The 20,615-nt window shown below is 41.7% G+C and carries 38 protein-coding genes; 1 reads left to right on the top strand and 37 read right to left on the bottom strand.

Going from position 1 to position 20,615, the window contains the following annotated elements; all coding sequences use genetic code 11:
- Positions 1-6: 6 nt before the first annotated feature.
- From CSV76_RS14955 to CSV76_RS14880, 18 genes are all read right to left on the bottom strand, one after another.
- Positions 7-195 carry a hypothetical protein gene (locus tag CSV76_RS14955; protein ID WP_099626076.1) on the bottom strand — a complete coding sequence of 63 codons (189 nt, stop codon included), beginning with the start codon at positions 193-195 and terminating at the stop codon, positions 7-9.
- 14 nt (positions 196-209) lie between these two features.
- Entirely contained in the window at positions 210-1,124 is a 915-nt protein-coding gene (locus CSV76_RS14950) for a phage minor head protein (RefSeq protein WP_099626075.1), read from the bottom strand.
- Positions 1,121-2,650 carry a phage portal protein gene (locus CSV76_RS14945; RefSeq protein WP_099626074.1) on the bottom strand — a complete coding sequence of 510 codons (1,530 nt, stop codon included), beginning with the start codon at positions 2,648-2,650 and terminating at the stop codon, positions 1,121-1,123. The genes CSV76_RS14950 and CSV76_RS14945 overlap by 4 nt, the downstream gene beginning before the upstream one ends.
- Positions 2,651-2,653: 3 nt before the next feature.
- The gene (locus tag CSV76_RS14940; RefSeq protein ID WP_233204504.1) at positions 2,654-3,955 is read right to left on the bottom strand and encodes a PBSX family phage terminase large subunit; all 1,302 of its coding nucleotides are present in this window, start codon (positions 3,953-3,955) and stop codon (positions 2,654-2,656) included.
- A gap of 8 nt (positions 3,956-3,963) precedes the next feature.
- Positions 3,964-4,746 carry a terminase small subunit gene (locus CSV76_RS14935; RefSeq protein ID WP_099626072.1) on the bottom strand — a complete coding sequence of 261 codons (783 nt, stop codon included), beginning with the start codon at positions 4,744-4,746 and terminating at the stop codon, positions 3,964-3,966.
- Positions 4,747-4,815: 69 nt separating this feature from the next.
- Positions 4,816-5,142 carry a hypothetical protein gene (locus CSV76_RS14930; RefSeq protein ID WP_143560379.1) on the bottom strand — a complete coding sequence of 109 codons (327 nt, stop codon included), beginning with the start codon at positions 5,140-5,142 and terminating at the stop codon, positions 4,816-4,818.
- A gap of 158 nt (positions 5,143-5,300) precedes the next feature.
- Positions 5,301-5,801: a sigma-70 family RNA polymerase sigma factor gene (locus CSV76_RS14925; RefSeq protein ID WP_099626070.1), complete on the bottom strand. Its 501-nt coding sequence runs from the start codon at positions 5,799-5,801 to the stop codon at positions 5,301-5,303.
- A gap of 14 nt (positions 5,802-5,815) precedes the next feature.
- Positions 5,816-6,007: a hypothetical protein gene (locus CSV76_RS14920; RefSeq protein ID WP_099626069.1), complete on the bottom strand. Its 192-nt coding sequence runs from the start codon at positions 6,005-6,007 to the stop codon at positions 5,816-5,818.
- The gene (locus tag CSV76_RS17410; RefSeq protein WP_158232825.1) at positions 6,004-6,159 is read right to left on the bottom strand and encodes a hypothetical protein; all 156 of its coding nucleotides are present in this window, start codon (positions 6,157-6,159) and stop codon (positions 6,004-6,006) included. Before CSV76_RS17410 ends, CSV76_RS14920 begins: the two co-directional genes overlap by 4 nt.
- Before the next feature lie 96 nt (positions 6,160-6,255).
- Entirely contained in the window at positions 6,256-7,218 is a 963-nt protein-coding gene (locus CSV76_RS14915) for a DUF4238 domain-containing protein (RefSeq protein ID WP_099626068.1), read from the bottom strand.
- 144 nt (positions 7,219-7,362) lie between these two features.
- Positions 7,363-7,719, bottom strand: a complete 357-nt coding sequence (locus CSV76_RS14910; protein WP_099626067.1) for a hypothetical protein — start codon at positions 7,717-7,719, stop codon at positions 7,363-7,365.
- Entirely contained in the window at positions 7,719-8,282 is a 564-nt protein-coding gene (locus CSV76_RS14905; RefSeq protein WP_158232824.1) for a hypothetical protein, read from the bottom strand. Before CSV76_RS14905 ends, CSV76_RS14910 begins: the two co-directional genes overlap by 1 nt.
- A gap of 16 nt (positions 8,283-8,298) precedes the next feature.
- Complete coding sequence (locus CSV76_RS14900) at positions 8,299-8,490, bottom strand: XtrA/YqaO family protein (protein WP_369823350.1); 192 nt, start codon at positions 8,488-8,490, stop codon at positions 8,299-8,301.
- A gap of 69 nt (positions 8,491-8,559) precedes the next feature.
- Complete coding sequence (locus tag CSV76_RS17405) at positions 8,560-8,733, bottom strand: hypothetical protein (RefSeq protein ID WP_158232823.1); 174 nt, start codon at positions 8,731-8,733, stop codon at positions 8,560-8,562.
- Positions 8,734-8,750: 17 nt separating this feature from the next.
- Positions 8,751-8,984 (bottom strand): hypothetical protein, encoded by a 234-nt coding sequence (locus CSV76_RS14895; RefSeq protein ID WP_099626065.1) that lies wholly within the window; start codon positions 8,982-8,984, stop codon positions 8,751-8,753.
- 79 nt (positions 8,985-9,063) lie between these two features.
- Complete coding sequence (locus CSV76_RS14890) at positions 9,064-9,381, bottom strand: hypothetical protein (RefSeq protein ID WP_099626064.1); 318 nt, start codon at positions 9,379-9,381, stop codon at positions 9,064-9,066.
- A complete protein-coding gene (locus CSV76_RS14885) occupies positions 9,371-9,562 on the bottom strand; it encodes a hypothetical protein (RefSeq protein WP_099626063.1) in 192 nt (63 codons plus the stop codon). Before CSV76_RS14885 ends, CSV76_RS14890 begins: the two co-directional genes overlap by 11 nt.
- The gene (locus CSV76_RS14880) at positions 9,555-9,737 is read right to left on the bottom strand and encodes a DUF6877 family protein (protein WP_099626062.1); all 183 of its coding nucleotides are present in this window, start codon (positions 9,735-9,737) and stop codon (positions 9,555-9,557) included. The genes CSV76_RS14885 and CSV76_RS14880 overlap by 8 nt, the downstream gene beginning before the upstream one ends.
- Positions 9,738-9,824: 87 nt before the next feature.
- On the opposite strand from CSV76_RS14880, the gene CSV76_RS14875 reads away from it, so the two are divergent.
- Positions 9,825-10,250, top strand: coding sequence for an NUMOD3 domain-containing DNA-binding protein (locus CSV76_RS14875; protein ID WP_099626061.1), 426 nt, complete (start codon positions 9,825-9,827; stop codon positions 10,248-10,250).
- A 130-nt stretch (positions 10,251-10,380) separates the two neighbouring features.
- Here CSV76_RS14875 and CSV76_RS14870 read toward each other — a convergent pair whose 3' ends face one another.
- From CSV76_RS14870 to CSV76_RS14795, 19 genes are all read right to left on the bottom strand, one after another.
- Positions 10,381-10,563, bottom strand: a complete 183-nt coding sequence (locus tag CSV76_RS14870; RefSeq protein WP_099626060.1) for a DUF7336 domain-containing protein — start codon at positions 10,561-10,563, stop codon at positions 10,381-10,383.
- Positions 10,564-10,674: 111 nt separating this feature from the next.
- Entirely contained in the window at positions 10,675-10,860 is a 186-nt protein-coding gene (locus tag CSV76_RS14865; protein ID WP_099626059.1) for a hypothetical protein, read from the bottom strand.
- A complete protein-coding gene (locus tag CSV76_RS14860) occupies positions 10,857-11,366 on the bottom strand; it encodes a Holliday junction resolvase RecU (protein WP_158232822.1) in 510 nt (169 codons plus the stop codon). Before CSV76_RS14860 ends, CSV76_RS14865 begins: the two co-directional genes overlap by 4 nt.
- Positions 11,366-11,533 carry a DUF6011 domain-containing protein gene (locus tag CSV76_RS17595; RefSeq protein ID WP_199173078.1) on the bottom strand — a complete coding sequence of 56 codons (168 nt, stop codon included), beginning with the start codon at positions 11,531-11,533 and terminating at the stop codon, positions 11,366-11,368. Before CSV76_RS17595 ends, CSV76_RS14860 begins: the two co-directional genes overlap by 1 nt.
- Before the next feature lie 180 nt (positions 11,534-11,713).
- Complete coding sequence (locus CSV76_RS14855) at positions 11,714-12,076, bottom strand: MazG-like family protein (RefSeq protein WP_369823347.1); 363 nt, start codon at positions 12,074-12,076, stop codon at positions 11,714-11,716.
- Between the two features lie 189 nt (positions 12,077-12,265).
- On the bottom strand, positions 12,266-12,733 hold the full coding sequence (locus CSV76_RS14850; protein ID WP_099626056.1) for a single-stranded DNA-binding protein: 468 nt from the start codon (positions 12,731-12,733) through the stop codon (positions 12,266-12,268).
- The gene (locus tag CSV76_RS14845; protein ID WP_199173077.1) at positions 12,730-12,957 is read right to left on the bottom strand and encodes a hypothetical protein; all 228 of its coding nucleotides are present in this window, start codon (positions 12,955-12,957) and stop codon (positions 12,730-12,732) included. The genes CSV76_RS14850 and CSV76_RS14845 overlap by 4 nt, the downstream gene beginning before the upstream one ends.
- Positions 12,954-13,103 carry a pilus assembly protein PilO gene (locus CSV76_RS14840; protein WP_099626055.1) on the bottom strand — a complete coding sequence of 50 codons (150 nt, stop codon included), beginning with the start codon at positions 13,101-13,103 and terminating at the stop codon, positions 12,954-12,956. Before CSV76_RS14840 ends, CSV76_RS14845 begins: the two co-directional genes overlap by 4 nt.
- 11 nt (positions 13,104-13,114) lie before the next feature.
- The gene (locus CSV76_RS14835) at positions 13,115-13,975 is read right to left on the bottom strand and encodes an ATP-binding protein (protein WP_099626054.1); all 861 of its coding nucleotides are present in this window, start codon (positions 13,973-13,975) and stop codon (positions 13,115-13,117) included.
- On the bottom strand, positions 13,899-14,747 hold the full coding sequence (locus CSV76_RS14830; RefSeq protein WP_099626053.1) for a phage replisome organizer N-terminal domain-containing protein: 849 nt from the start codon (positions 14,745-14,747) through the stop codon (positions 13,899-13,901). The genes CSV76_RS14835 and CSV76_RS14830 overlap by 77 nt, the downstream gene beginning before the upstream one ends.
- A 16-nt stretch (positions 14,748-14,763) precedes the next feature.
- A complete protein-coding gene (locus CSV76_RS14825; RefSeq protein WP_099626052.1) occupies positions 14,764-15,465 on the bottom strand; it encodes an MBL fold metallo-hydrolase in 702 nt (233 codons plus the stop codon).
- Complete coding sequence (locus tag CSV76_RS14820; RefSeq protein ID WP_099626051.1) at positions 15,465-16,376, bottom strand: recombinase RecT; 912 nt, start codon at positions 16,374-16,376, stop codon at positions 15,465-15,467. Before CSV76_RS14820 ends, CSV76_RS14825 begins: the two co-directional genes overlap by 1 nt.
- 1 nt (position 16,377) lies before the next feature.
- The gene (locus CSV76_RS14815) at positions 16,378-18,360 is read right to left on the bottom strand and encodes an AAA family ATPase (RefSeq protein ID WP_099626050.1); all 1,983 of its coding nucleotides are present in this window, start codon (positions 18,358-18,360) and stop codon (positions 16,378-16,380) included.
- 94 nt (positions 18,361-18,454) lie between these two features.
- Positions 18,455-18,601, bottom strand: coding sequence for a hypothetical protein (locus CSV76_RS17590; RefSeq protein WP_199173076.1), 147 nt, complete (start codon positions 18,599-18,601; stop codon positions 18,455-18,457).
- Entirely contained in the window at positions 18,601-18,723 is a 123-nt protein-coding gene (locus CSV76_RS17900; protein ID WP_255406953.1) for a hypothetical protein, read from the bottom strand. The genes CSV76_RS17590 and CSV76_RS17900 overlap by 1 nt, the downstream gene beginning before the upstream one ends.
- The gene (locus CSV76_RS17400) at positions 18,713-18,895 is read right to left on the bottom strand and encodes a hypothetical protein (protein WP_158232821.1); all 183 of its coding nucleotides are present in this window, start codon (positions 18,893-18,895) and stop codon (positions 18,713-18,715) included. Before CSV76_RS17400 ends, CSV76_RS17900 begins: the two co-directional genes overlap by 11 nt.
- A gap of 191 nt (positions 18,896-19,086) precedes the next feature.
- Entirely contained in the window at positions 19,087-19,365 is a 279-nt protein-coding gene (locus CSV76_RS14805) for a hypothetical protein (protein WP_099626048.1), read from the bottom strand.
- Between the two features lie 9 nt (positions 19,366-19,374).
- Positions 19,375-19,656, bottom strand: coding sequence for a helix-turn-helix domain-containing protein (locus CSV76_RS14800; RefSeq protein WP_158232820.1), 282 nt, complete (start codon positions 19,654-19,656; stop codon positions 19,375-19,377).
- A gap of 144 nt (positions 19,657-19,800) precedes the next feature.
- Positions 19,801-20,562 carry a phage antirepressor gene (locus CSV76_RS14795; RefSeq protein WP_099626046.1) on the bottom strand — a complete coding sequence of 254 codons (762 nt, stop codon included), beginning with the start codon at positions 20,560-20,562 and terminating at the stop codon, positions 19,801-19,803.
- Positions 20,563-20,615 lie beyond the last annotated feature (53 nt).

Raw genomic sequence — 20,615 nt, 5'->3', positions numbered from 1 at the left:
TATCTTTCACCCCCTTTCAGCATTACGAATGTCGTCTTCACAAATTTCAATCTCCGTCGCTTGTCCAATAAGTTCCCCATTTACATGAATGGTTCCAGGTCCAATCCGACGCAAAAATCTTGGAATACTCATTTTTCTACTAGCTACATTCATTGCCAATTCATTACTCTCTAGCAAACTTCTATAACCGCTCATGAATAGCCACTCCTTTATTCATTCAATTCAGCAAGCACCTGCTGCCGAATCTCTTCTTTTTCTTCCTGACTCAATCGAATAATGTCTTGATCCACAACAGGACCAATCACACAACCGCAATTCACACGATTCCTTGGACTGAATGACGTGTCTCTCGGGTACATCCCGAACTCACCATCAACCAGGAACAACTCGTCCACTCCAACTACCTCGCCGTCCATAGCAACGTGAGTAGGACGCGGTACGCTCTTTTTCGAGCCACTATGCTTCCACTTCTTGCTCTTTACTGCAGGTGATTGCATGAACGACTCCCAATTAGCTTGACTGGATGCAGCCAGTATTTCAGTTCGTGCTGTTGCCCTCGCTCGTTTGCGGTCGAATCCGGGCAGGTTCTTCAATCGTAACTCTGCCTGCTGAATCGATTCACCGTTTTGGATAGCGGCTATCAATTCAGATTCAATGGCTTTATGCGTATTCAGCTGCATGATATCCGCCAATTCTTTCGACCAAGATTCCACCCAGTTCGTTGTTCGTTTGGATAGTGTCTGGAATGGAACATCCTTATCAATCGACTCCATGATAACTTTAGCAAGCCCTTCTGTCGTTAACGTCAAAAAGACAGCTGCTTCCACTCCATACAGTGTCGCAAATTCATCAGCAGCAAATAGATTGCTCTGAAAGTAATTGAGCATAGCTTCCAGTGTCAGTCCGTCATCCTTTGATACGAATGATTGAAACGCATCCAGATAGAACTTCCGTTGCTGTCTTAATAGTTTTGCTGTCAGCACTTCAAATTCTTCTACTAACTTGGGCAATTCATGAAGTTCGGGAATATCATCAGGCAAAATAGCTGTGATATCCTCCGAGCCTTCTTCTGCCTTTTGAATGAATGCATTGATATTAGCAAGCAACTTATCTACTCTCGTCATGATTGCATCGACTCCAAGACATCTCGCATATCTTTCATTAGGTCAATCAGGTTTTCTTGTTGTTCTTCTGATTTAGTAATTCCAATCAGTTCACCAAAAGAGCTCGGCTGACTTTGCGCTGCTTGAATCGGCAAGTTGTATTCATCAGGGAATAGGTCAACCTTCTTTCCAAGCACCTGACTTAGCAGTGGTCGCAAGTCGTTTGGAGCGACAGCATTCGCTTGTATGAACGGTCCTAAAACCTTCGCAATCTCTACTGGATCATGGAAGTCGGCACCTTTGATGGATAGCTTCACATAACTAAATTCAAGCGGCTCCAAGAATAACGTGTTCAGGATACGTGCCAACGTCTTCCGCTCTGGTTGGAATACTTGTTCTTCCGTCACCTTGCGAGCCGTGTCCGCTGTCGCTCTACTGAAGTCCTGTGACTCCCCAGTGTAAAGAGGCGGTAATCGGAAAGAGGAACGAATCTTTTGCCGTGTGTTTTCATCGTATTCTAGGAATAGAGCATCTTGCTGTAGCACTTCGGCCAGTGATTTGATTTCTACTTTAGCAGGCGTTACTTTCTCTTCGCCATTCAATGCAGTTTCCGTTGCCATCCCCTGTACTTCTAACAACAGGAACTTATGTGCATTGTTAGTACCGGATAAATCATCCATGTAACCTTGTAAAGCTTCATAAGATGCATCATCCAGTTGGCCGTTACTCACAGTGATAGCTGCGGGTATATGCCGACCATTCGTGAAATACATCAAATTCAGTTCTTCTGCTTTACGAGCGCCATATAAACTAATCAGGTTACCAAGCCATCTCGGTTTTCCATACGTATCGCTGCCTATCTTGAAATGATAAATTTCAGTAGCAATTAAATTTTCAGGTGTGTCATCTTCAAATTTCCCTGTTTTAGCATTCATGATGCGTGGATCTCCGTACTCTTTGAAATACACCTTCTCTTGATCAATCATCTGGACATAGCGACGGAATCGTTTAGAGCGTGTCACTTTCTTCTCTACGCCATACTCCAAGATGTTGTAAGCTACTTGTACCGCCTCTGTCTTTTTGCAGACGCGCATATACTGAGCATCTACATATTCAATTCCAACAGGCAAACCTACACCGTTACGAATGATCTCAATGTAACCATTCCCTGTCTTCTCACGATCATCTAACACATACCCTAGAATCAATTCAGGTGATTCATCCAGATTCAAATACCGAATGAATTCACCTAGTCGTGTATTTTCTGTTTCCGCTTTTTCTCTAACGCGCTTTTCGACTTCATCCGAATTGATATCCAACTTATATTCTGATTCGATACCAAAGCCGACAATGTTTGTCTTGTATGCATCGATGCACTGCTGCAAGATAGATGAGTATTCGCCCATCAACTTCAATTCAGTCAGATTGTATGGAGGGGTTAGAATATCAGCTCCGTATAATCCTTCGAAATCATCTTTATGAATTTGTTTGGTTTCAGGTGAAACAGTAGCTTTGACCACTCTTGCTCGTACAGTTGATTCTGACAAAGTTTATCTCCTCCTTCCTTGTGGGCGTGTGGATGATGGCCGTCCTTGTGCTTCTCCTTTTATATCTGTTACCTCATATCCGTCTAGTCCATACCAAATAGCTTCGAATGTGTGTGGATCTATCCCGAACTCGTCAGGAATGATGTTACCTAACTTGTCTGTTGCGTACACCAAGTTCTCCATTTCGTGAATAGCATTCTCACATCGGTCAGAACAGATGATTTTCTTGAAGCGTTTCATCTTTTTCGTGTTGGCTAGACGAGATCCAGGAAACTTATGAGCTCCTTTGATATTCAAGCCCTGCTTTTTCAGATAGTAGATAGTCTTGGGTTCTGCTGAATCCGCCACAATTCTTTCTCCTGATACTTCGAACTCTTTTAGATCATCAAATAGCTGCACGTCATCAATGCCCCGCTTGTAATACTCCCAGTAGATATATAGATAATGTTTCTCTAAATCCACAACCATCCTGAGAACCGCGTTGAAAGATGTAACGAACCCAAAGTCCATGCCCACTCGATGCAATGGCTTGTTAACTGTCTGTATCGCTTGCATAACTTGTTCATGCTGCATGATTTGGAATTGCGGTAATACACGCTTTCCATTAACGCCAAAACGACCTTTCCGCGCTATGCGGTGAAGGTCTGGATCATACTCTTTCATTTCTTCTAGTTGCTCAATATAGCTATCAGGCAGAAATAGATTATCGTCAGCCGTTGAATGGTGATAGTATGTATCGCCAACAACCATCGTGCGCTGCTTATACAGGCTCTTGTCATCCAATACGTAACGCTTATTGATTTTGTCTATGAAGAAGTGCAAATACGTCCAGTTATCTTCTCCTACAGGGTTCGTAGATAGAATCATGTGCAGTTTCAATGACGGATGCCGTAAACGCCCTAGCAACTCTTTGAATCCTGCATACTTGACCTCTGAGCATTCTTCCAGCCATATCAGCGAGACGTTGTTAATGGATTTCAGCTTCTCCGGACGGTCCATCCCTTTGAAGATGATTTTAGAACCGTTTGGGAACCTGATTTGCATTGGTGACGTTACGCATCGAATGCGGTCAGATAGCCCTAGCTCCTCGACAATCTCGCTCAATAAAGAGAACGTTGAATCCCTGTGCGTGTCGTAGACTTCCCGAATGACTAATGCGGTCCGCTTTTCTACTATCAGCTTTAGAATGATTTTCAACGCTGCATGATACGACTTGCTGGATCCATAGCCGCCGACCAAGAACTGAAACTTCTGTTCCCAGTCGAATAAGAAGTTGTCAAAATGCGGATTCACTTCTTTTTGTATAGCCACCATCAGCGATCATCCTTTCGAGTAATCATGATTTCGATTGGTCCGTCATCATCATTGCCGGATAGTTTCTCGATTTCAGCGTTCGTCTTGTTGATGCTAACTTTCAACTTCTCTTCTTGCAGACGTTTCTTGTCGTTGTCAGAGAGTAGGTCCGTATACTTGGCCAACATGTCTAGTGCTTTCATTTTGTCAGCAAGCTTTAACTTGATTCCGTTTTCAGTGTTACTCAGTTCGCTGATTAACGATGCGTCAATATCTTCTAATGGCCTAACCTTGACGGAGTACCCACCATCAACTTCTACGTAATCACCTATGTCAGCAAACGCTATATCGATGTACTTCTGGAGTACGTCACTAGCGCTTATTTTCTTCTCGTTCATCTTTTCTTCACGCATCTGGTCTATGACAGCCGATATCTTAGGATTCCTTAGATGGCGATGCCCTTCAACCATAGCCGTTGTGTAGGCACACTCATAAGCCTTTTGATAAGCCTTGGTCGCATTAAAGTACTTAATGTAGTAAATACAAAATAGCCGTTGTTTATCAGTCAGGTTATCCGACTCAACAACAAGCCCTAATTCCTTCATATTCGGTTGCATCCTTTTCGTAGGGGTTGCATCCTTATGTGATTTAGTTGCATCTTTATTCGATTGTCCTCTAACCCAAGCTTCACGGCTCTTTCTGCTCTTCAATGTTCCGAGCTTCACTCCGTGCTTTTCGGCCAATGCAGCAAGTGTTATTTTGGTTGTTTCCCATTCCTTCTGTATTTCTTCCCAGTTTGGCACATCACATCACCACTCACTCCTTTATTTTTAGGCATAGAAAAAGCACCTCCGAAGAGATGCTTGAATCATTTATTTGTAAATACCGCTCTCACTTGTTCTATGTAACTCACGAGCCATTTTATTTACATCTTCGTAAACAGTGCTCTTGAACAATGATTGCGGAGAAAAATCAGCCATTTCTCCTTTTGGCACTCCTCCGAAATAAGTTTTCATTATCGAAAGGCCAATTACTTTGTCTGCGTTTTCAGATGGCGGAACTTCTGTAATTAACTTGCCTTCGAATGCATTAACAATAGCTGAATACGAATCAAACGCTTCTTTTTTATCCTCAAAATAATAGTCTTCTCTTATACCTGATCCGACAATCTCTAATGAGTAAGCAATATCTCTACGCATTTCATCACCTCCACTGACAATATTCGTCAAAGAAGGTGAATATCCTCTTATTTATTACTCGTTATGTATGGGGCTGTTGGGATGCAATTCATCGTACGAACGCACCCCTCCTTTAATGGTTCCCCTCATATACGTAGACTTCGTACGTCTTTCGTACGTCATGAAACATTTTCTGTAACTCGTTCCCTTACTTTTTGCCGGGCACGCTCTATATACTGTTGTACAGTCCGCTTCTTCAATCCAACCTCATCTGCAATCTTTCCCATGCTCATGCCTTGCCCCTCATGCAGTACATAGCATTGACGTTCTCGATGTGACATGGATGCGAATATATCAGCTAGAATCAAACGTTCTTCTTTACTGATGTACAGGTGCTTATGGTCTTCTTCAAGCTGTTCTGCTATATCGGGTATTGTATCCATATCTTCGATGTACTGACGTTGATAGACCGCACGCTTTTCAGCACCTCTATACGTACCTGGTTGCCGACCGGTAGCCATCCAATCGATACAGAACGACATGCTTTCAATCATACTGTTGATCTGTGTTAGATCATCCATGTCTGAACGGCTTTTTCTATCTAGCGCGTTTGCTCGCTTTTCTAGTTCCAGTTGACCCACTGTATATTGTTCTATCAAATCATTTGCCCAATCCAGCATGTGAAATCCCCCTCTTATCGTTGTCTGTATGCTCCGCCCCGTGCTCGTCCGTATGTTGGCATGTTAGAACCCATCAAATCCCGTAAATCCCACTCACTCAATCGCTCATTCCGCCTCTTGCTTGTCCTAGCATCCTTTTGCTCTATATCTCGTTTAACAGGCTGTACAAGCCCTTTTTCTATGAGTTGTTCCTGAATGCTTTTCATAACAACATCACACTCGCAATAAAAGCGGCAGTGCTTGCTATAAAAACTGTAAGTACAGCATCTCTCGCATTAGAATTTTCTCTTTCACCAGCAACTACCACGGCGGAAAACAACATGATTACCAGTAAAACAATTTCAAATGCTATAACCATTCACATTCACTCCTTTTTCGAAATAAAAAAAGAGGACAACAAATGATACAGCGTAATGCTGTAATCAAATGTCGTCCTCTGGTTGGCCAGGGCGGACTAGTATTCTCTTCCGTTATGGTATAAAGTAACTTTACTTTTCATATTTAATGAGTTGGGATGATGCTTACTTGTATTCTTTAGTAAATTGTCTAGGCTTTTTAAACTGTATATTTGTTTGAAAGATCTATTCACTTGAAGTAAGTTGTAATAATCAACGAACCTATTATCACTCAACATTATTATTCTGTTATCGCAGGGTACCAAATCTTGATGATAACTTTTTTCATACATAGCCAAAAGTATTTTAGGAGAGATAGGGAAATTTATTTCCACTCCCTTCGATGCAATACCACCGTAACTTCTTGGCGGATCCTGAAGATGCGCATTTCTAACGATCGGATTATCTGAGGTAATAAAATCTACATCTGAAGTATTAAAATAAAAAATCCATGAATGATTTAAAATAACCTCTGTAAAGTCTCTTATAGTGTCGGTATCGAATATCATGGATGCTTGCGTTACTTTTTCATCTAAAGAATTTATTTCATTTAAGAATTCACTTTTCTTTTCGCTAAAAGTATCATTTTCTGAAATTGCTTGTGTGAATTTTTCGGAAATCGATTTTAGAGTTTGTCTAAAATCCTTTACTCTTAACATTTGTACTGTTAAAAACACTGCTAACTTTTGCTTTTCTTCGTCTGTAATAGCGACCTTAAATGTTGGTTCATTCGTTAGAGTGATTCTGGATCTAATTCTATCCAGTATTTGCTTGTATTCTCCTTCTATTGCTGTTGAAAAAAACTTTTCTATAAGCTGTTCATCATTCATTGTTTTAACAGCTTCGTTATTAATATCGAAATTTTCAAAATGAAAGTATTTACCTTCGGCAGCAACTTTATCGATGTGCGAAATAAATTTCTTCTGAGTGCTTTTATCGAATACATTAACTTGACACTTTTCATTTGCAAAAGCAATTAGGTATGATTGTGGCACGTAATGCTCTCTTTTTACTCTAGACAACTAAAACTCCTCCCCTTCATCCCTCCGCATCCGCCTGACTTTTCCCTGGTGCGTATAATCTTACACCTCATATTCTATTAGGATCAACAAATGACGCAGCGTAATGCTGCAATCAAATGTTGTCCTCTGGTTGGCCAGGGGGACTTATATTCTTTTTGCAATATCACCTACTTTGGGATTTTTAAATGGTTTTCGAATTTTCACCTTTTTTTCTTTCGGCCTTTCAAAAGCACTTGAGAAAGGGCTTAATGCAGCCTTTTCGACTTCATAATAGTACTCATCTGAAGTTACAGTAGAAATTTTATCTTGAACATGAGTGACTTTCCCGGTTCCTTTTACTATCTCTACTTTTCCCAATGATTCCTTGGTGTCTGGATCAAAAATTTCTTCTCCTATTTCATACAGCAAAAACGTTTGATCAATCCTTATACCATGTTCAGACCCTTTATTAATTACCACACTATTGTATTCATCATCCATAATTTGAGCGACTTTTATCATTAAAATGTACCTCCTAATATCTCATGTAGTTTATCTCTTGAAACCGATGGTTTTACCCGAATTTTAGTAATGACATGTTTGTCATTGCCCATAAATTCTGCAAACTGGCTATGCTTATTATTAATTTCTATGATTCTGACTTGAATTAAATTATCTTGAACATTAATTACTTCTCCCAGTCCGAAAAACTCTTCCGACTCGTAATCATCTACAATTAAAATTGTAACGTAAATATTATACGTAAATAAATCTGCTTTGGTCAGTAACAAAACATCATCTTTGACACGGATAACTTTAGGTGAACCACTTAGTTTATTTCTAACTTCATTAAATTTATTGAATAATAAATTTAATGAAGTTGAAAGCAATGATATTAGCAGCAGCAGCAGTGTAAGAATAACTACACAAATCCACAAGGGAACGTTTAAATTAGGCTTCCACACCCATAAAAGTAAGGGTAACACTACTGAAAACGACAATGAGTACAAAAAGCTATTTTTCAATGCTTTGAAACTGTCATATACTAACGTGCGTTTATTCATCATAGTATAAATCCTTGCCAAATACCTTCTGAAATATTCAAAACTCTTCTCCCTCTTCCCTCCGCATCCGTCTGACTTTTCCTTGATGCGTCACAATCTTATACTCACCATGCTCTGGCAATTCCCGTAACTTAGCAACACCCTCTGAAATCACCACAACACAGTTCATTGGTAATTCCATTATATCAATATTTAACCTACCTTGCCCATCAATCGACAAATTTTCCATATTCACCAGGACCCCTCCATGTGATACAATAATGTCAGCCATGACGGGAGAGATCCTGTCTTTTTTTATTTACCCATATACCCGAACCGTTGGATTTTTCTCTTTTGCTTTCTCGATAGAAAACCAATGTTCTTCCGACTCTAAATCGTCAACGTCAATTACACGAATTACATCTGCATAGACTTCTTCAGAGCAAATATATTGTTTGCCATTTTTAAAATTAAGTAGCCATCCACTTTTCATGTTAGTTTCCCTCCCTTTCAATTCCCATACAATCCAAATTTCCGCTGCTCAATCTCGCCCTTCATCTCCTGATCCATAACGAGCAATGCCACACTTCGTCTATTCGTTTTCAGCTCCCTAGCCAAGTCATTAATAGGCACACCGTCAGCCCACACTTCCTGAAAATGAAGTAACTCACTTTCTTTCCATGTCCACTTGATTTCAATGTCATCCAGAATTAAGATTGTCGGTTCATTTCTTGCGCTGACCACGTTGACCACTCCTTCCAGTTGATGCAGATGGTTATGCTAGTTGTTATTATTGCCGTGAGTATAGGTAACGCCATATATATCATTCAAATTCTCCTTCCAGGGCTTGACGAGCAACCACATAGCACTTATCTAGATAATGCGAGTGTCCATCATGCTTTGATAGCTCAAATACTTCTCTCAAGGATTCCCGCAGACGAGCGTTTTCTTCATGAAGCTTCCGGATCATGCCGCCTTGTCCGTTTCGAATCGCTTGGAGCAAGTTGTTATCACTTTCCAAAACCCGCGCTAGTTCGGCTTGTCCTATCAGCCATTCAACGTCATGCAAATAAATACATCTTCTGTGTTCCCAGCGGTTTATTATTTCTGTTAATCGCTCCACATTCGTTTCAGTCGACATAATAAATCCCTCCCTCCTTCTCAGTCGGCTCAAAGGTCATAACCGCTTCACCTTTAGCGCCTATTAACAACATTCTCTGGCTGCCGTCTTCGTAGAATTGAACCTCTTTGACATGATAAGACGCCCCCTCGAACTCTATTTTCCCAATCGGATGCCCAAGAGCATTATTCTTTTCAGCCATTTCTTACCCTCCTAGCCACCAACTGCGCATACCGCAACTGTTGAAACATGTACGGATCATCATAGTTACCGCCAGATGATAGCCAGTCCGCTATGCGTTTGTGTAAGTCTTGCACTACCGATAATGGTAGTTGGTCTTGCAATTTATTAATTTCATAGATTGGATTTAGTTCCATGGTGTAACTCCTGTTGTCTATTTATTTTTGCTCGCTCTTTCCAGTCGGAATTTTTTGTAGTATCCTGACAAAAAAGGAGTGTTTTAAATGTTTGATTTCACACCCATCGAAGAGGAATTGAAGATTAAAATTGAAACTCTGGATATGAAAATTGTTTATTTATATTACCTTGAAAAATACTCGATTAGAGAGGTTTCAAGAGAGCTAGGTTGCTCCACCCATGTAGTCAGAGATGCTTTGGTTTATGGCGTTCGCAGTAAAAAGGAAGCCTGTGCATTAAGATCAACTGAAGAATTCAAAGCGAAAATGAGCAAGATAAATACCGGTGAAAAACATCCGAAAGCAAAGCTTACTGAATCCGACGTAATCGCTATTCGCGATAAATTTTCAGAGCTGTTTAATCTTGGGATCTACACCAAAGCTCACATTTACCGGGGCTTAGCTGCTGAATATGGCGTTAAAAGTCCGACAATACTTTCCATCATTCAAAGGCGTAACTGGAAGCATATTTAACCCAAAACTTGCCACGTTTATTAACTGTCGGACACGTTAAAACTGCAATCACACCAAATGGTGAGTGTAGACCGCGCTTTGCGGTCTGTTTTTTAAATGCGCTTCATGTTCGGAATGTGCAGCAGATTCATTAAATTTCTATCTGCTGAAATATGAAATTGTCCTTCGCCACTTCTTGGATGTATGTCTCACTATGCCCGAAATCGAAATCATCGCTATCTAAAGCCTGTTGTGCCTGTTCTCGTGTACTGAATACTCCGTGTACATACCCACCCTCGTACGGGTAAGATGTGTAAAGAACGTACAATTTCATACCAACGCCTCCTTCGCTTTATCCGTCTACTACGTCACTCCTGCTTCCCTTTGATAAATCCAAATACATACGCGGTAATAAAGATCAAACCGCCTGCCAGATACACTTCTGTCATTCCTTTTTCCTCGCTTGCTCTTCGATTTTTCTTTTCTTATTTTCTAACACTTTGAAAGTAATACTTTTTGTATCTTCGTGACCTCTAATCCAACCTTTATGATTTGCGTGCTGATATGTAAGTATCAGACTGATCGTCCATGCCGCCGCTATAATATTTCCCGCCAGAATCATATCGCTCATCCCAACACCTTCAAATAATGCAGTGGATAGCCCTCTTCGGCTTGCAACAGTTCGCATTGGCTAGCAATCACATCGTAAGGTATCGACTTGCGTCCACCCTCCTGCGCGTCCTGCCAATACGTGCTGAGTGTAGGCATGTCCAACATGTAGTGTTCACCTCGTTCAGAAAAATACAGGAGGATGAACGTGTGAGCGCCTTGCTTCCACCAGGACATCAATGTTTCATACTGGTGAGCTGCTATGTTGGATAGGGAAAAGCTAGTTCTTGTCGATGTTTGTTTGGCATCAAAAATGACTGCTCTACCTTGGCATACGCCAACAAAATCGACTAGATCACCTTTAACTACCATGCCGTTAATACGACCACCATTATTGCTAGTTATCCTTACTGGCGTAGGCACTTTCTTTACATCCGCAAAGCCTGTGGCGCGATACATTTTATTGGTTGCATCAATTAACTTTTCCAGTTGCATGCCGCGATTTGCATGAGTTCGACTTTTCGTCATCATCTCGCCACCTTCAACTGATACTCGATTTCTTCGTCCAACGTAATCTGCCGTTTTAAGAACTCCGCTTCCGCTTCGTCGTGTTTCCTTTTGCAGATCGGTCCGAACCCGACTTGGATGCTCTCCGACGTTTTGAGCGGCTTGTTGCATCGCTTACACTTTGACATGATGTATTTCCTCCCTGTGGTATGCCGTTTTTGTTAACCGCCTTGCTAGGTATGGAGGGATTGGCTTTGACATCAACGCGCCACCCCTCTCTTTTTAACTCTCTTATTTCGCGTGAGTTTAAGTCACCGTGGATAAAAAGTTTTTTCTTGTGATCGACCTTGAACATAGTTAGCACCGAATCACCCCTTTACTAAATCATCTTCTTTCACAAAAACACCGTTCACCATCTCACCTTTTCGGTCTTTGATTTCGTTGTAAGCTATCTGCACACACTCTTCGATAGCGACACCTTCTTGCATAGCGAGTATCGTCATCACCACGAACATGTCTCCCAACGCATCCTTCACTTCGTCTGGTCTTGATTTTGCCAACCCCTGGCACAACTCACCGAATTCTTCCCCGAGCTTTAGTGCTTGTTTAGTGCTGTCGGCTGTATCTAATCCTCGATAGATCGCCCATGTTCTGATCGCGTCTGTTAGCTGCTGTATGTTCAATTTACTTTTCCCTCTCCTTCTGCCATCCGTTAAATTCTCGATTCGCACACTTTATGCATAAACGACTGGTACTGCAATAACTGTGTTTCTGTACCGTTTCCTTGCAACCGCAGATCCGGCATTCAATTTCTTTTGATACATGACGCGCTGCTTCCGCTTTGATTGCTCGTATAGCCTTACTGTTTCCACTTCTGGTTTTCAACGTCATGACTATCACCCTTTCAAAGTTTCATAGTCTCAAAACGGCAAATCATCATCTGTGACGTCAGGCGGCACATCATACCCATATTGTTGCCCTGCTTGTCCACCTTGCCCTGTCTGATAGTTAGACTGAGTATTTGTCTGTCCGTGTGTTTTCGTTGGTTGTGGAGCTTGCTGTGAACTATTCGGCTGTACCGAACTGTTGCCCCTTGGTTCCAGGAACTTAATGCTGCTCGCAATGACATCTGTTGTATAAACTTTCGAACCGTCCGACTTTTCATAACTGCCAGTTTGAATATGTCCTATGACCGCCACTTGCGATCCTTTGGTTGTGTACTGGTTTGCTAATTCACCAGTTTTTGAAAACATAACTACGCGGATAAAGCTCGCATCGTCTTTCTTGTATGGATGATCGACAGCCAACGTGTTCTTTACGACTGTTGTATTACCGTATATTACTTCGTGCTCCCTGACCCAGCGGCCGATTAGATTCACTGAATTCATTCCGGCACCTCCAACAGTTCCTCATCGTCCAGAATTTCATAGGCGCTCTGCCCATCATCGTTTTCTGTTTCACCTAAACAATTACCATCTAGAAACGCTACGTAACCAGTTGGATAAAGTTCTACACAATCTTTGTGATAATGTTCGTCGTCCACAATTACGACTTCGTCTTCCCAATGGAACGGGTCATCGCAAGCATTGCAACATTTCAGTTTTTCGTTCACGCCGTCATCCCCTTCCTCATAGCCATAGCCGCCTCTGCCTGCTGCAACTTGATTTCCAATGCGTCCATTTCGTGCTGGATCTTCTGCCAGTCGACTTTATCCGGCATAGGAACCGTGTAGATCCCGCTGTTGTTTGTCCAAGTCATTCTGCATCCTCCTAAAACTCAATATTCTTGATTCGTTTATCCGTAGTATCTTCAAACTTGATTACATACGTATTTCGCAATAGCCTGGAAACCGTCTTAGCGTCGTACATGCGACCTAACGCTTCGCGGTTTAAGTTAGACGTGAAGATGGTAGGCTTGTCCTGCCTAGAATCCGCTATGCCTTTCAGAATCCGCATCGTGTAATCAGATGCGGTCTTTTCTGTATTCGTCGAGCCTGTCTCCGCCCCCAAGTCGTCCAACACAAGAAAATCAACCCTTGATAGCAACTGAATGAAATACTGTTCCGTGTAGATACTTTCACGATTGTTGAAGCTGTCTCTCACTTTGGATAGCATTTCATCAATGTCGATGAACAAGCACGATCTGTCTTGGTTGTCCGTTTCGTTCATTGTCCGAATGATGCTCATTGCCAGATGGCTCTTACCGACGCCTGGATCACCTTGCAAGAATGTGTTGAACACTTCACCTGCACGATATTGTTCAACTGCTTTAATCGCTTTTTTCTTATTGGTGATTTCTTCTATGTCTTTCGTTTCGTAATTTTTGAATCCAGAGTTGATCAGCGTCTTGTCTTTAAATAGTGACTTACTTTCGAGAATCAAATACTCCGCTCTCTTTTCTGCATCTTTGATCCGATATGCTTCTCTTTTTTCGAACTCTTCTGTGTCACGCTCAATCTCGCATACCGGGCATACTTCTTTGCCGTCAAACATAATCATTTGATGTCGTTTAGTTACTTCTTTACCAAATACCAATGTCGTGTGAGTGCAGTAATTAGAAGTTGACTCCATCTGCGTATGTTTTTGTAGATTTTGCATTACGTTTGTCATTACGTCCGACATTTTTCGCATCAGCTGCACTCCTTTCGTTCAAGTAACTTTCAAACTTGGTACCGAATAGTGTGATTGGTCGTAAGAATTTATTCATCGAGCTATCGTTGATCCAGTCAGTACGTTTAGTGTCAATCACTTGTTCGAAGTCTTTAACACGGAAGCCTTCCTTCCACCTGGCACGAATCAATTCTTTTGTTTTAGCGGTTGAACTTCGATACTTCGTTGAACATTGTTCATTTAAATAATCAATGATTTGAGAGTAGGGAATGAGATCCGCGGTCTGATTCGGAGAATCGGACAATATATCTTTATCTCTTTCTAGTTCTTCTTCTAGTTCTAGTTCTAGTTCTGTTGCGTTACTCTGCGTTACAGGTAACGTTACATCCTTTTGATTGCTTCCTAATCGTTGATTTTCACGGTGTTTAGCAACTCTTTTTCTAGTTTGTTCACGAATCTTTTCTAATCCAGCGACATTTTGGTGTTTCTCCCAATTCGCTATACTAATAAAGTGTTCGTCGTCTATTTCAATCATTCCGAAAGCCTTGAAAGTCTCTAACGCAAGTCTAATTGTATTGAGCGGTCTACCAAATATTGTTGCTAGCATTTCATCCGTATAAGGGATGTTTTCGCTCAAGTAAATGTAGCCGTTGCCGTTCGTTTTACCAGCTTGAGAAAGCAATTTAACCCAGATAATGAGGATGGTATCAGCGTCCGGCATCTGTTCTATCAACTTTATTTTTTCATCCTCAAACATCTGCGTACTCAGCTTTATCCATTTCACATTACTCATGGTCAATCACCTTTCTTTAGGGCACAAAAACAAGTTTTCCGGTTGTTGCTTGTACCTCTTTTTTAAATTCTTCTTCGTTTGAATTACTATCCGACAAGTGAAGCAAATGAATCTCTTGAACTCTCGATAGATCGTTAGCTTTCAAAAAAACCAATAGATTTTCTAGACTGAAATGCGACTGCATAACTCGGTTCATCAGGAACTCGGGTACACGTCCACTTTCTACGTTTTCTTGTAGTATCTTTTGCGAGTAATTACACTCGATCATCAAATGGGTAAGACCTGAAAATTTGTACTTGATATAGTAGGTATCTGTTGCAAATAACAACTTGTCACCGTCTTGGTTAGCAATTAAGAAGCCGAACGGCTCTGCTGCATCGTGCTGGACATCAAACGGTAATACAGTCCACGTACCGACTCTGAATGTCTCTTTGCATGTAACAGGCCGTATACGGTGATGCTGAATGCCAATAGCGTCCGCCGTGCCTTGTGACATGTAAATGTCTAGCCCTCGGTCTGCAACGTCCTGTACCGCCTTGCAGTGGTCTTTGTGTTCGTGCGAAACCAGTACCCCTGCTATTCTGCTAGTTTTAAAGTTCAACGCCTTCTGAATCGACCTGAATTTAATGCCGCACTCCAAGAGGAGCGAGGAACGGCCGTCTGTAATGTGATAGCAATTCCCCGTACTGCCTGTTGCGAGTGTTGTAATCTCGATCATTAGAAGCCCGGTCCGTTCGATGTAACTGGTTCTGGTTGTCTAACCGGCTCCAAAACAGGTTCCGACTCTTCTTGTGGTTCTTCATAGACAGGCTCTTTTTCAGGCTCTGGCGTGAAGTCCAGTACTTCCTTATTGGCGTTTTGGTCAATCTCATGCTGTGGATTGATTTCTTTTAATGGACGATCTTCGTCATACTCGTTTTCGGTAGAGTTATTAATCGACTGGACAAGTAGATCGCTGTCATCACTCGTGTTAATAAAGGCTTTTGCCGCTCGATTGATTACGGTACGTTTAGCCATTTCTTGTGGGAACTTTTTGTGTACTGCTTGACCTGTCTTCGACTGCCCCCAAGATGCTTCGATTTCCTTCTTTGTCATGACTGTAAGGATCTCTTCATCGTCCGCGGTAAGGACAACTGCATAGGCTCCCACAATTTCTTTGTCTCGGTTCTCGAATGCCGTTTTATGGCTGATCAATCGCTCACGTCCACGGTCATTCTCGTAGTCAAATACGTCGTCTTTATAGATTACGTTTGCCCATATGTCTTTCACGTTGTTGAGTCGCTTTAGAACGGCTTGTGTGCCGAAGTATGATCGGTTAAGTTGAAGTTGTGTGCCATAAACAATGAAATAGCATTGTGTCTTGGCTGGGCTTAATCCCTGTACTACCATGTCCAGCAAAGAGTTTGCGATTGAATCTTTTGTGCAAACATCGAGAGCCACTCTGCCGTTTTTGTCCTTTACTTCTTGCAGCTTGAAAAATGCACTTTTTAGAGCATTGCTATAGCTGTAATTCGGAGGAAGGGAAAGCCCTTCTGCCTGTAATTCTTCGATTTTGCCATTTACACTGTCTGTAATATCTCTTTGAATGATTGTTAGTTGGTTTTGTTGTTGCTGAACCTGATTCGTCATATTAAATTGCCTCCTTCATAGTCTGTTGTTGCGTTTCAATCCGTAATTCTTTGTCTGGTTCCGATACGACCAGGCTGATCAGTTGGGAATCCGTATCTGCAATCCGTGTAACTGCTTCGGCATTGTCGACGAAGATCGGGACTCTGAAACCGTAATGATTTGATAGGGTTTGGATAATATCCAAGCCGACATTGATCTTCGCCGCATTGTTTAATCCGGAACCATAAGGAACACCTTTATACGTCGTTTCACACACGTCAACCAGTGTTCCGTCAACTTGTTTGTGAGTGAGCTTAAAACGTGCAATCTTAAATTTGCTGTTGATTTTCTCATCCAACATATCTACTTTGATTCGAGTAAATTCTTCAATCAGGAATAATTCCTTTTCGACTTTCTCGAATTCCTTCGCGAGTTGTTCCTGTTGCTCTTCCAGTTCAGCAATACGCTTCTTGGACGTTTTGGCCTGTTCATGTTTTGCGATTTTTCCGTTCAGTTCAGAGCGCTTTGCTTTGAGTGCAACCACTTCATTCTCGATTTCCGCTACAACTTCAGCTGCATTCGCCTCGAGAGATTTGATTTCTTCCTGAACAGCGGACATTTCTGCAACCTTGTCCGTGTACTTCGAATTCATACGCGCGTTCTTCACTTCATCGCGCAATTCATTGAGCTGGATGTTTAGCTTGTTAATCGCTTCTTCCTTCTTCGTAACATCTTCTTGCAGTTGCGCAACGACTTTTTCTGATTCCATGATTCGATTCAGTGTTTCTTCTTTGTCTGCGGCAATCGCTTTTCCTGTCTTTTGGATGTGCTCCAACTTTCCAGACTTCGTGGTGTTAAACTCCGCTACCGCCTTATCTCTAGCGGCTGTTAGTTGCTCCTCTGGTAAGGCTTGTCCGCATGTAGGACACTCGCACGCTTCCTTATGTTCAAATTGTTTAGCGTCCTCTGTCGCAAAGTCTTCTCGTAGAGCGACCAACTTCTTGTCAAAATCGGCCACATCTTTTTTACCTACATCAATCTGATGTTTTGCATCATCCAGTTTTCTTTGCATAATCGCCTGGTTGGATTTCTCTTCTTGTATCTTTGCAGTCACCTGGTAGCCTTTGTCAGTAGCTTCCGATTCCAGTTCACGCTTGATGGATTCGAGATCCATTTCAATCTGACGTAGATCATTCTTTTTATTCGTAACAGCCGAACCGTTTTTGATGTTGTTGATTTGAGTAGACGCTGCATCAATATCTTTTTCTACTTTTGCGATTTCTGCTTCTATAGAAGAGACATCGATACTTCCTTCTGGGAGCATGTTGTTAATCTCGCTGACCCTTGTAGGAATGCTTTTGATTTCATCATTGATTTTCTTCTTTTTAGCAGCAATCACTTTTTTGTGGTCTTCGATTTTTCGGCCATTCAGAATGCCGGTCAATTCTTGCAATTTTTTGTTAGCAGAAATAACTTCTTCATCAGTTAAATCTCCTGTAATATCCAAAAGCACTTCGCGTCGTTTCTCCCACTTGAACTGCTCATTGAAGTAAGTGGGTGAAGTCAGAAGTTTAAATACCTCTTCGTCGATCAATTCTTTAATCGTCTCGTTGTATTTCTTTTCTGGTGTCGGGACTTCATCAATGAAGTACTTATTTTTGTTTCCCTTAAATGTTGCTTCAAGCGCGTTTCTCTTTTGAGTCCAATCCTCGTAATGCACTTTTTTTAATACCAACGGGTGATCATCTACCAGGAACGACGCTTCAACTTCATGTTCCAAATTATTCATCTCTTGACCTTCAGGCGTCAGTGTTTTAAGAGAAAACTTCGTTTGATTTTGGCTGTTTTTATTGAACAATAACCATAGAAATGCATCGTACAAAGAAGTCTTTCCTGTTTCGTTGTCTCCGAAAATCGTTGCATCCTTACCATTCACATTGAGTTCGAATTCCTTAATGCCTTTAAAATTTTTCAGTGTTAAATTGAGTAGTTTTATTGTCTTCATCATTATTGCCTCCTTGTCATTTGTGAGGTTCCGTACTATAATTCAAGTAAGTTAATTAATCGGAACCTCGAACTCGCTGCTCTAACAGCGGGTTTTATTTTTGTTCTTTTTCAACTTCCGCAACCGATAACTCATGGTGGCAGTCATTGCACGATTGTGGATAGCCAACCTCATCGCCGATATACTCTCCGCAAAACTGGCAAAGTACGCCACCGATCATCATGTCTGCAAATTCACCCATTAGATTGCCTCCTCAAAACGAATAATTTCCGCGTCTTTACGAATCGCATAGACTTTCATGTGATCGCCGTAGTTGTCGTAATACGTTTGAGCTGCAGCTAACACACTGTCTTCAAATGTCATCACGTAGACCGAATCGATTTCTTGCATAAACACTATTTCCCACTGGTACGTCGTCATTTTCTTCACGCTCCTTTCTAAGTTGATGGCCTGCGTCCGCCCATAAGGTGCCGATCATGAATGCAACGACTGGAAGCAAGCACGCGATCAATAACAAATGTCCGTATTCCGTCATGTCATCAACTCCTTTCTATTCGATGGATGTGAATCCCATCAAGAAGACCAGGTCTGTGAGTTCCAATCACAGTGGAAATGATCCAATGGCTAACCAACCAACCCGAGCTTCTTGATAGGAGCCAAAGCTCCTATTCTGTGCTATACTGAAAGTACATAAATTTTGGATTTGCCGATTTGACGTTGGACGCGTCAGTCGGCTTTTTTGTGCGTAAATTTGATAGCCTGTGCATTGATTCCTTGTGCGATAAGTTTGGTTGCCAGTGCGTGTGTACTGCTATCCATACGTTTCATGTGTTGCATTACTCGAACTTGCTTAAACATTTCTAGCAACGTCTCCGCACGGAATACCGCTTCCTCCATGTCATCTGTCCAGTTACATAACTCCAACGCTTCTATCTGATGCATAGCCATCTTTTTTAGATCCGCAGCTCGTTCAATATCTTGTCTGCGATAATTTGTTAGTTTCATAGTGTCCTCCTAAAATAAGTAGTTGATAAACCCGCCGATGATGCTTGTCCCAGTGATAGTTAAAATGTTGGCTAAGATTGTCATGCCTTCCATACCCGCGATAAACGCGACCAGTACGTCCGTTGACCCTGTCACCATTGCCCACTTCTGAAACAGCGACATCGGTGGTTCTTTGCGATCGTTCTCGATGCGTGATATATCTGCCTGTTCGATACATAAAGCTTCCGCCAAGTCTTCTTGCGTCCATCCTTTGCGCTTTCTGCACGCTCGTAGTATTGCGCCATAGTCCATGTCCTCACCCCCTTTTTCAATATGTCGAATTGACATACTCTATTTATCTGGGATGTTGTAATCTAGTTGTAGACCCACTCATAACCCTCGTGTTACGCTTCGTAAGAAACCTCTGAATCTAGTGGAGCAAACCCCTCCGCTCCGCTAGATCACATCTTTCAAACTTAGAAACTTATTGATAAAGTACACTTGACCTTTTCCAGTCACCTTTGTTGTTCTGGTGATTCGCACGCTACCATCCGGATTGTTGATGGTCCGCTCTTTCACTTCAAACCAACCTCGTTCCATTGCATACTGAGTTGGCTCGTTGTAATGTGATCCACTTTTACCGAGAAACTCGTTTTCTCTTAACCACTTAAACAATCGATTTTGACCAACGTGGAAACCGTTCTGTGTAATTAATTTTGCAAGTTGTCCAATTAGAATTGATGTATCACTCGTTTCAACCGCTTCTGCAAAACGCACTTTCGGTTGCTGCTGTTCAATCCGCAGTTCAGCCTGCTGACGCTTCAGCCTTTCTTCTTTCAAGTCGGTAGCCAGTCTGATTAATGTGTCTGGATCAGAAAGGACTTGCTCGACTGTTTCGGGTGTTAAATAACCGCCGTGCTTTCTAATTGAAGGAATCACCTCTCCGGTAACCCACTTTCTGAACTTCTTCGCTTCTGGTTTTCTGCTTTCCAGAACCACATCGTACAGACCATCTTCGTTTACAAATGTCGCTTGTTGCGTTCCGCCTGCTGTTTCAAGGGGGTATGTTGCACATACATCCTCTAGTAACCTTTGTTTCACAACTCTTGGCGCTAGATTTAAAATTCCGCATACGTCATTCAGTAAAAACAACGGTCCTTCTTCATTCTCGATAATTCTTAATTCTTGACCGTCAAACAACTTTGTTAATTGATTCATAGTATCTCCTCCTTTTAGTAGGTAATTTGTTCCTCTATGTCGAATAATGACAT

It is taken from the genome of Sporosarcina sp. P17b (assembly GCF_002743115.1).
In the GTDB taxonomy this organism is placed as follows: Bacteria; Bacillota; Bacilli; order Bacillales_A; family Planococcaceae; genus Sporosarcina; species Sporosarcina ureae_C.
Note: the sequence above shows the minus strand (reverse complement) of the source record. Positions and strands in the feature narration are given on the sequence as shown.

Excerpts from the sequence above, each read along its gene's own strand:
- CSV76_RS14955 (WP_099626076.1), bottom strand. The coding sequence starts at position 195 with ATGAGCGGTTATAGAAGTTTGCTAGAGAGTAATGAATTGGCAATGAAT.
- CSV76_RS14950 (WP_099626075.1), bottom strand. The coding sequence starts at position 1,124 with ATGACGAGAGTAGATAAGTTGCTTGCTAATATCAATGCATTCATTCAA.
- CSV76_RS14930 (WP_143560379.1), bottom strand. The coding sequence starts at position 5,142 with ATGCGTAGAGATATTGCTTACTCATTAGAGATTGTCGGATCAGGTATA.
- CSV76_RS14925 (WP_099626070.1), bottom strand. The coding sequence starts at position 5,801 with ATGCTGGATTGGGCAAATGATTTGATAGAACAATATACAGTGGGTCAA.
- CSV76_RS14920 (WP_099626069.1), bottom strand. The coding sequence starts at position 6,007 with ATGAAAAGCATTCAGGAACAACTCATAGAAAAAGGGCTTGTACAGCCT.
- CSV76_RS17410 (WP_158232825.1), bottom strand. The coding sequence starts at position 6,159 with ATGGTTATAGCATTTGAAATTGTTTTACTGGTAATCATGTTGTTTTCC.
- CSV76_RS14910 (WP_099626067.1), bottom strand. The coding sequence starts at position 7,719 with ATGATAAAAGTCGCTCAAATTATGGATGATGAATACAATAGTGTGGTA.
- CSV76_RS14900 (WP_369823350.1), bottom strand. The coding sequence starts at position 8,490 with ATGGAAAATTTGTCGATTGATGGGCAAGGTAGGTTAAATATTGATATA.
- CSV76_RS17405 (WP_158232823.1), bottom strand. The coding sequence starts at position 8,733 with ATGAAAAGTGGATGGCTACTTAATTTTAAAAATGGCAAACAATATATT.
- CSV76_RS14890 (WP_099626064.1), bottom strand. The coding sequence starts at position 9,381 with ATGTCGACTGAAACGAATGTGGAGCGATTAACAGAAATAATAAACCGC.
- CSV76_RS14885 (WP_099626063.1), bottom strand. The coding sequence starts at position 9,562 with ATGGCTGAAAAGAATAATGCTCTTGGGCATCCGATTGGGAAAATAGAG.
- CSV76_RS14880 (WP_099626062.1), bottom strand. The coding sequence starts at position 9,737 with ATGGAACTAAATCCAATCTATGAAATTAATAAATTGCAAGACCAACTA.
- CSV76_RS14875 (WP_099626061.1), top strand. The coding sequence starts at position 9,825 with ATGTTTGATTTCACACCCATCGAAGAGGAATTGAAGATTAAAATTGAA.
- CSV76_RS14870 (WP_099626060.1), bottom strand. The coding sequence starts at position 10,563 with ATGAAATTGTACGTTCTTTACACATCTTACCCGTACGAGGGTGGGTAT.
- CSV76_RS14865 (WP_099626059.1), bottom strand. The coding sequence starts at position 10,860 with ATGAGCGATATGATTCTGGCGGGAAATATTATAGCGGCGGCATGGACG.
- CSV76_RS14860 (WP_158232822.1), bottom strand. The coding sequence starts at position 11,366 with ATGACGAAAAGTCGAACTCATGCAAATCGCGGCATGCAACTGGAAAAG.
- CSV76_RS17595 (WP_199173078.1), bottom strand. The coding sequence starts at position 11,533 with ATGTCAAAGTGTAAGCGATGCAACAAGCCGCTCAAAACGTCGGAGAGC.
- CSV76_RS14850 (WP_099626056.1), bottom strand. The coding sequence starts at position 12,733 with ATGAATTCAGTGAATCTAATCGGCCGCTGGGTCAGGGAGCACGAAGTA.
- CSV76_RS14840 (WP_099626055.1), bottom strand. The coding sequence starts at position 13,103 with ATGACTTGGACAAACAACAGCGGGATCTACACGGTTCCTATGCCGGAT.
- CSV76_RS14835 (WP_099626054.1), bottom strand. The coding sequence starts at position 13,975 with ATGCGAAAAATGTCGGACGTAATGACAAACGTAATGCAAAATCTACAA.
- CSV76_RS14830 (WP_099626053.1), bottom strand. The coding sequence starts at position 14,747 with ATGAGTAATGTGAAATGGATAAAGCTGAGTACGCAGATGTTTGAGGAT.
- CSV76_RS14825 (WP_099626052.1), bottom strand. The coding sequence starts at position 15,465 with ATGATCGAGATTACAACACTCGCAACAGGCAGTACGGGGAATTGCTAT.
- CSV76_RS14820 (WP_099626051.1), bottom strand. The coding sequence starts at position 16,376 with ATGACGAATCAGGTTCAGCAACAACAAAACCAACTAACAATCATTCAA.
- CSV76_RS14815 (WP_099626050.1), bottom strand. The coding sequence starts at position 18,360 with ATGAAGACAATAAAACTACTCAATTTAACACTGAAAAATTTTAAAGGC.
- CSV76_RS17590 (WP_199173076.1), bottom strand. The coding sequence starts at position 18,601 with ATGGGTGAATTTGCAGACATGATGATCGGTGGCGTACTTTGCCAGTTT.
- CSV76_RS17900 (WP_255406953.1), bottom strand. The coding sequence starts at position 18,723 with ATGACATTTGAAGACAGTGTGTTAGCTGCAGCTCAAACGTATTACGAC.
- CSV76_RS17400 (WP_158232821.1), bottom strand. The coding sequence starts at position 18,895 with ATGACGGAATACGGACATTTGTTATTGATCGCGTGCTTGCTTCCAGTC.
- CSV76_RS14805 (WP_099626048.1), bottom strand. The coding sequence starts at position 19,365 with ATGAAACTAACAAATTATCGCAGACAAGATATTGAACGAGCTGCGGAT.
- CSV76_RS14800 (WP_158232820.1), bottom strand. The coding sequence starts at position 19,656 with ATGGACTATGGCGCAATACTACGAGCGTGCAGAAAGCGCAAAGGATGG.
- CSV76_RS14795 (WP_099626046.1), bottom strand. The coding sequence starts at position 20,562 with ATGAATCAATTAACAAAGTTGTTTGACGGTCAAGAATTAAGAATTATC.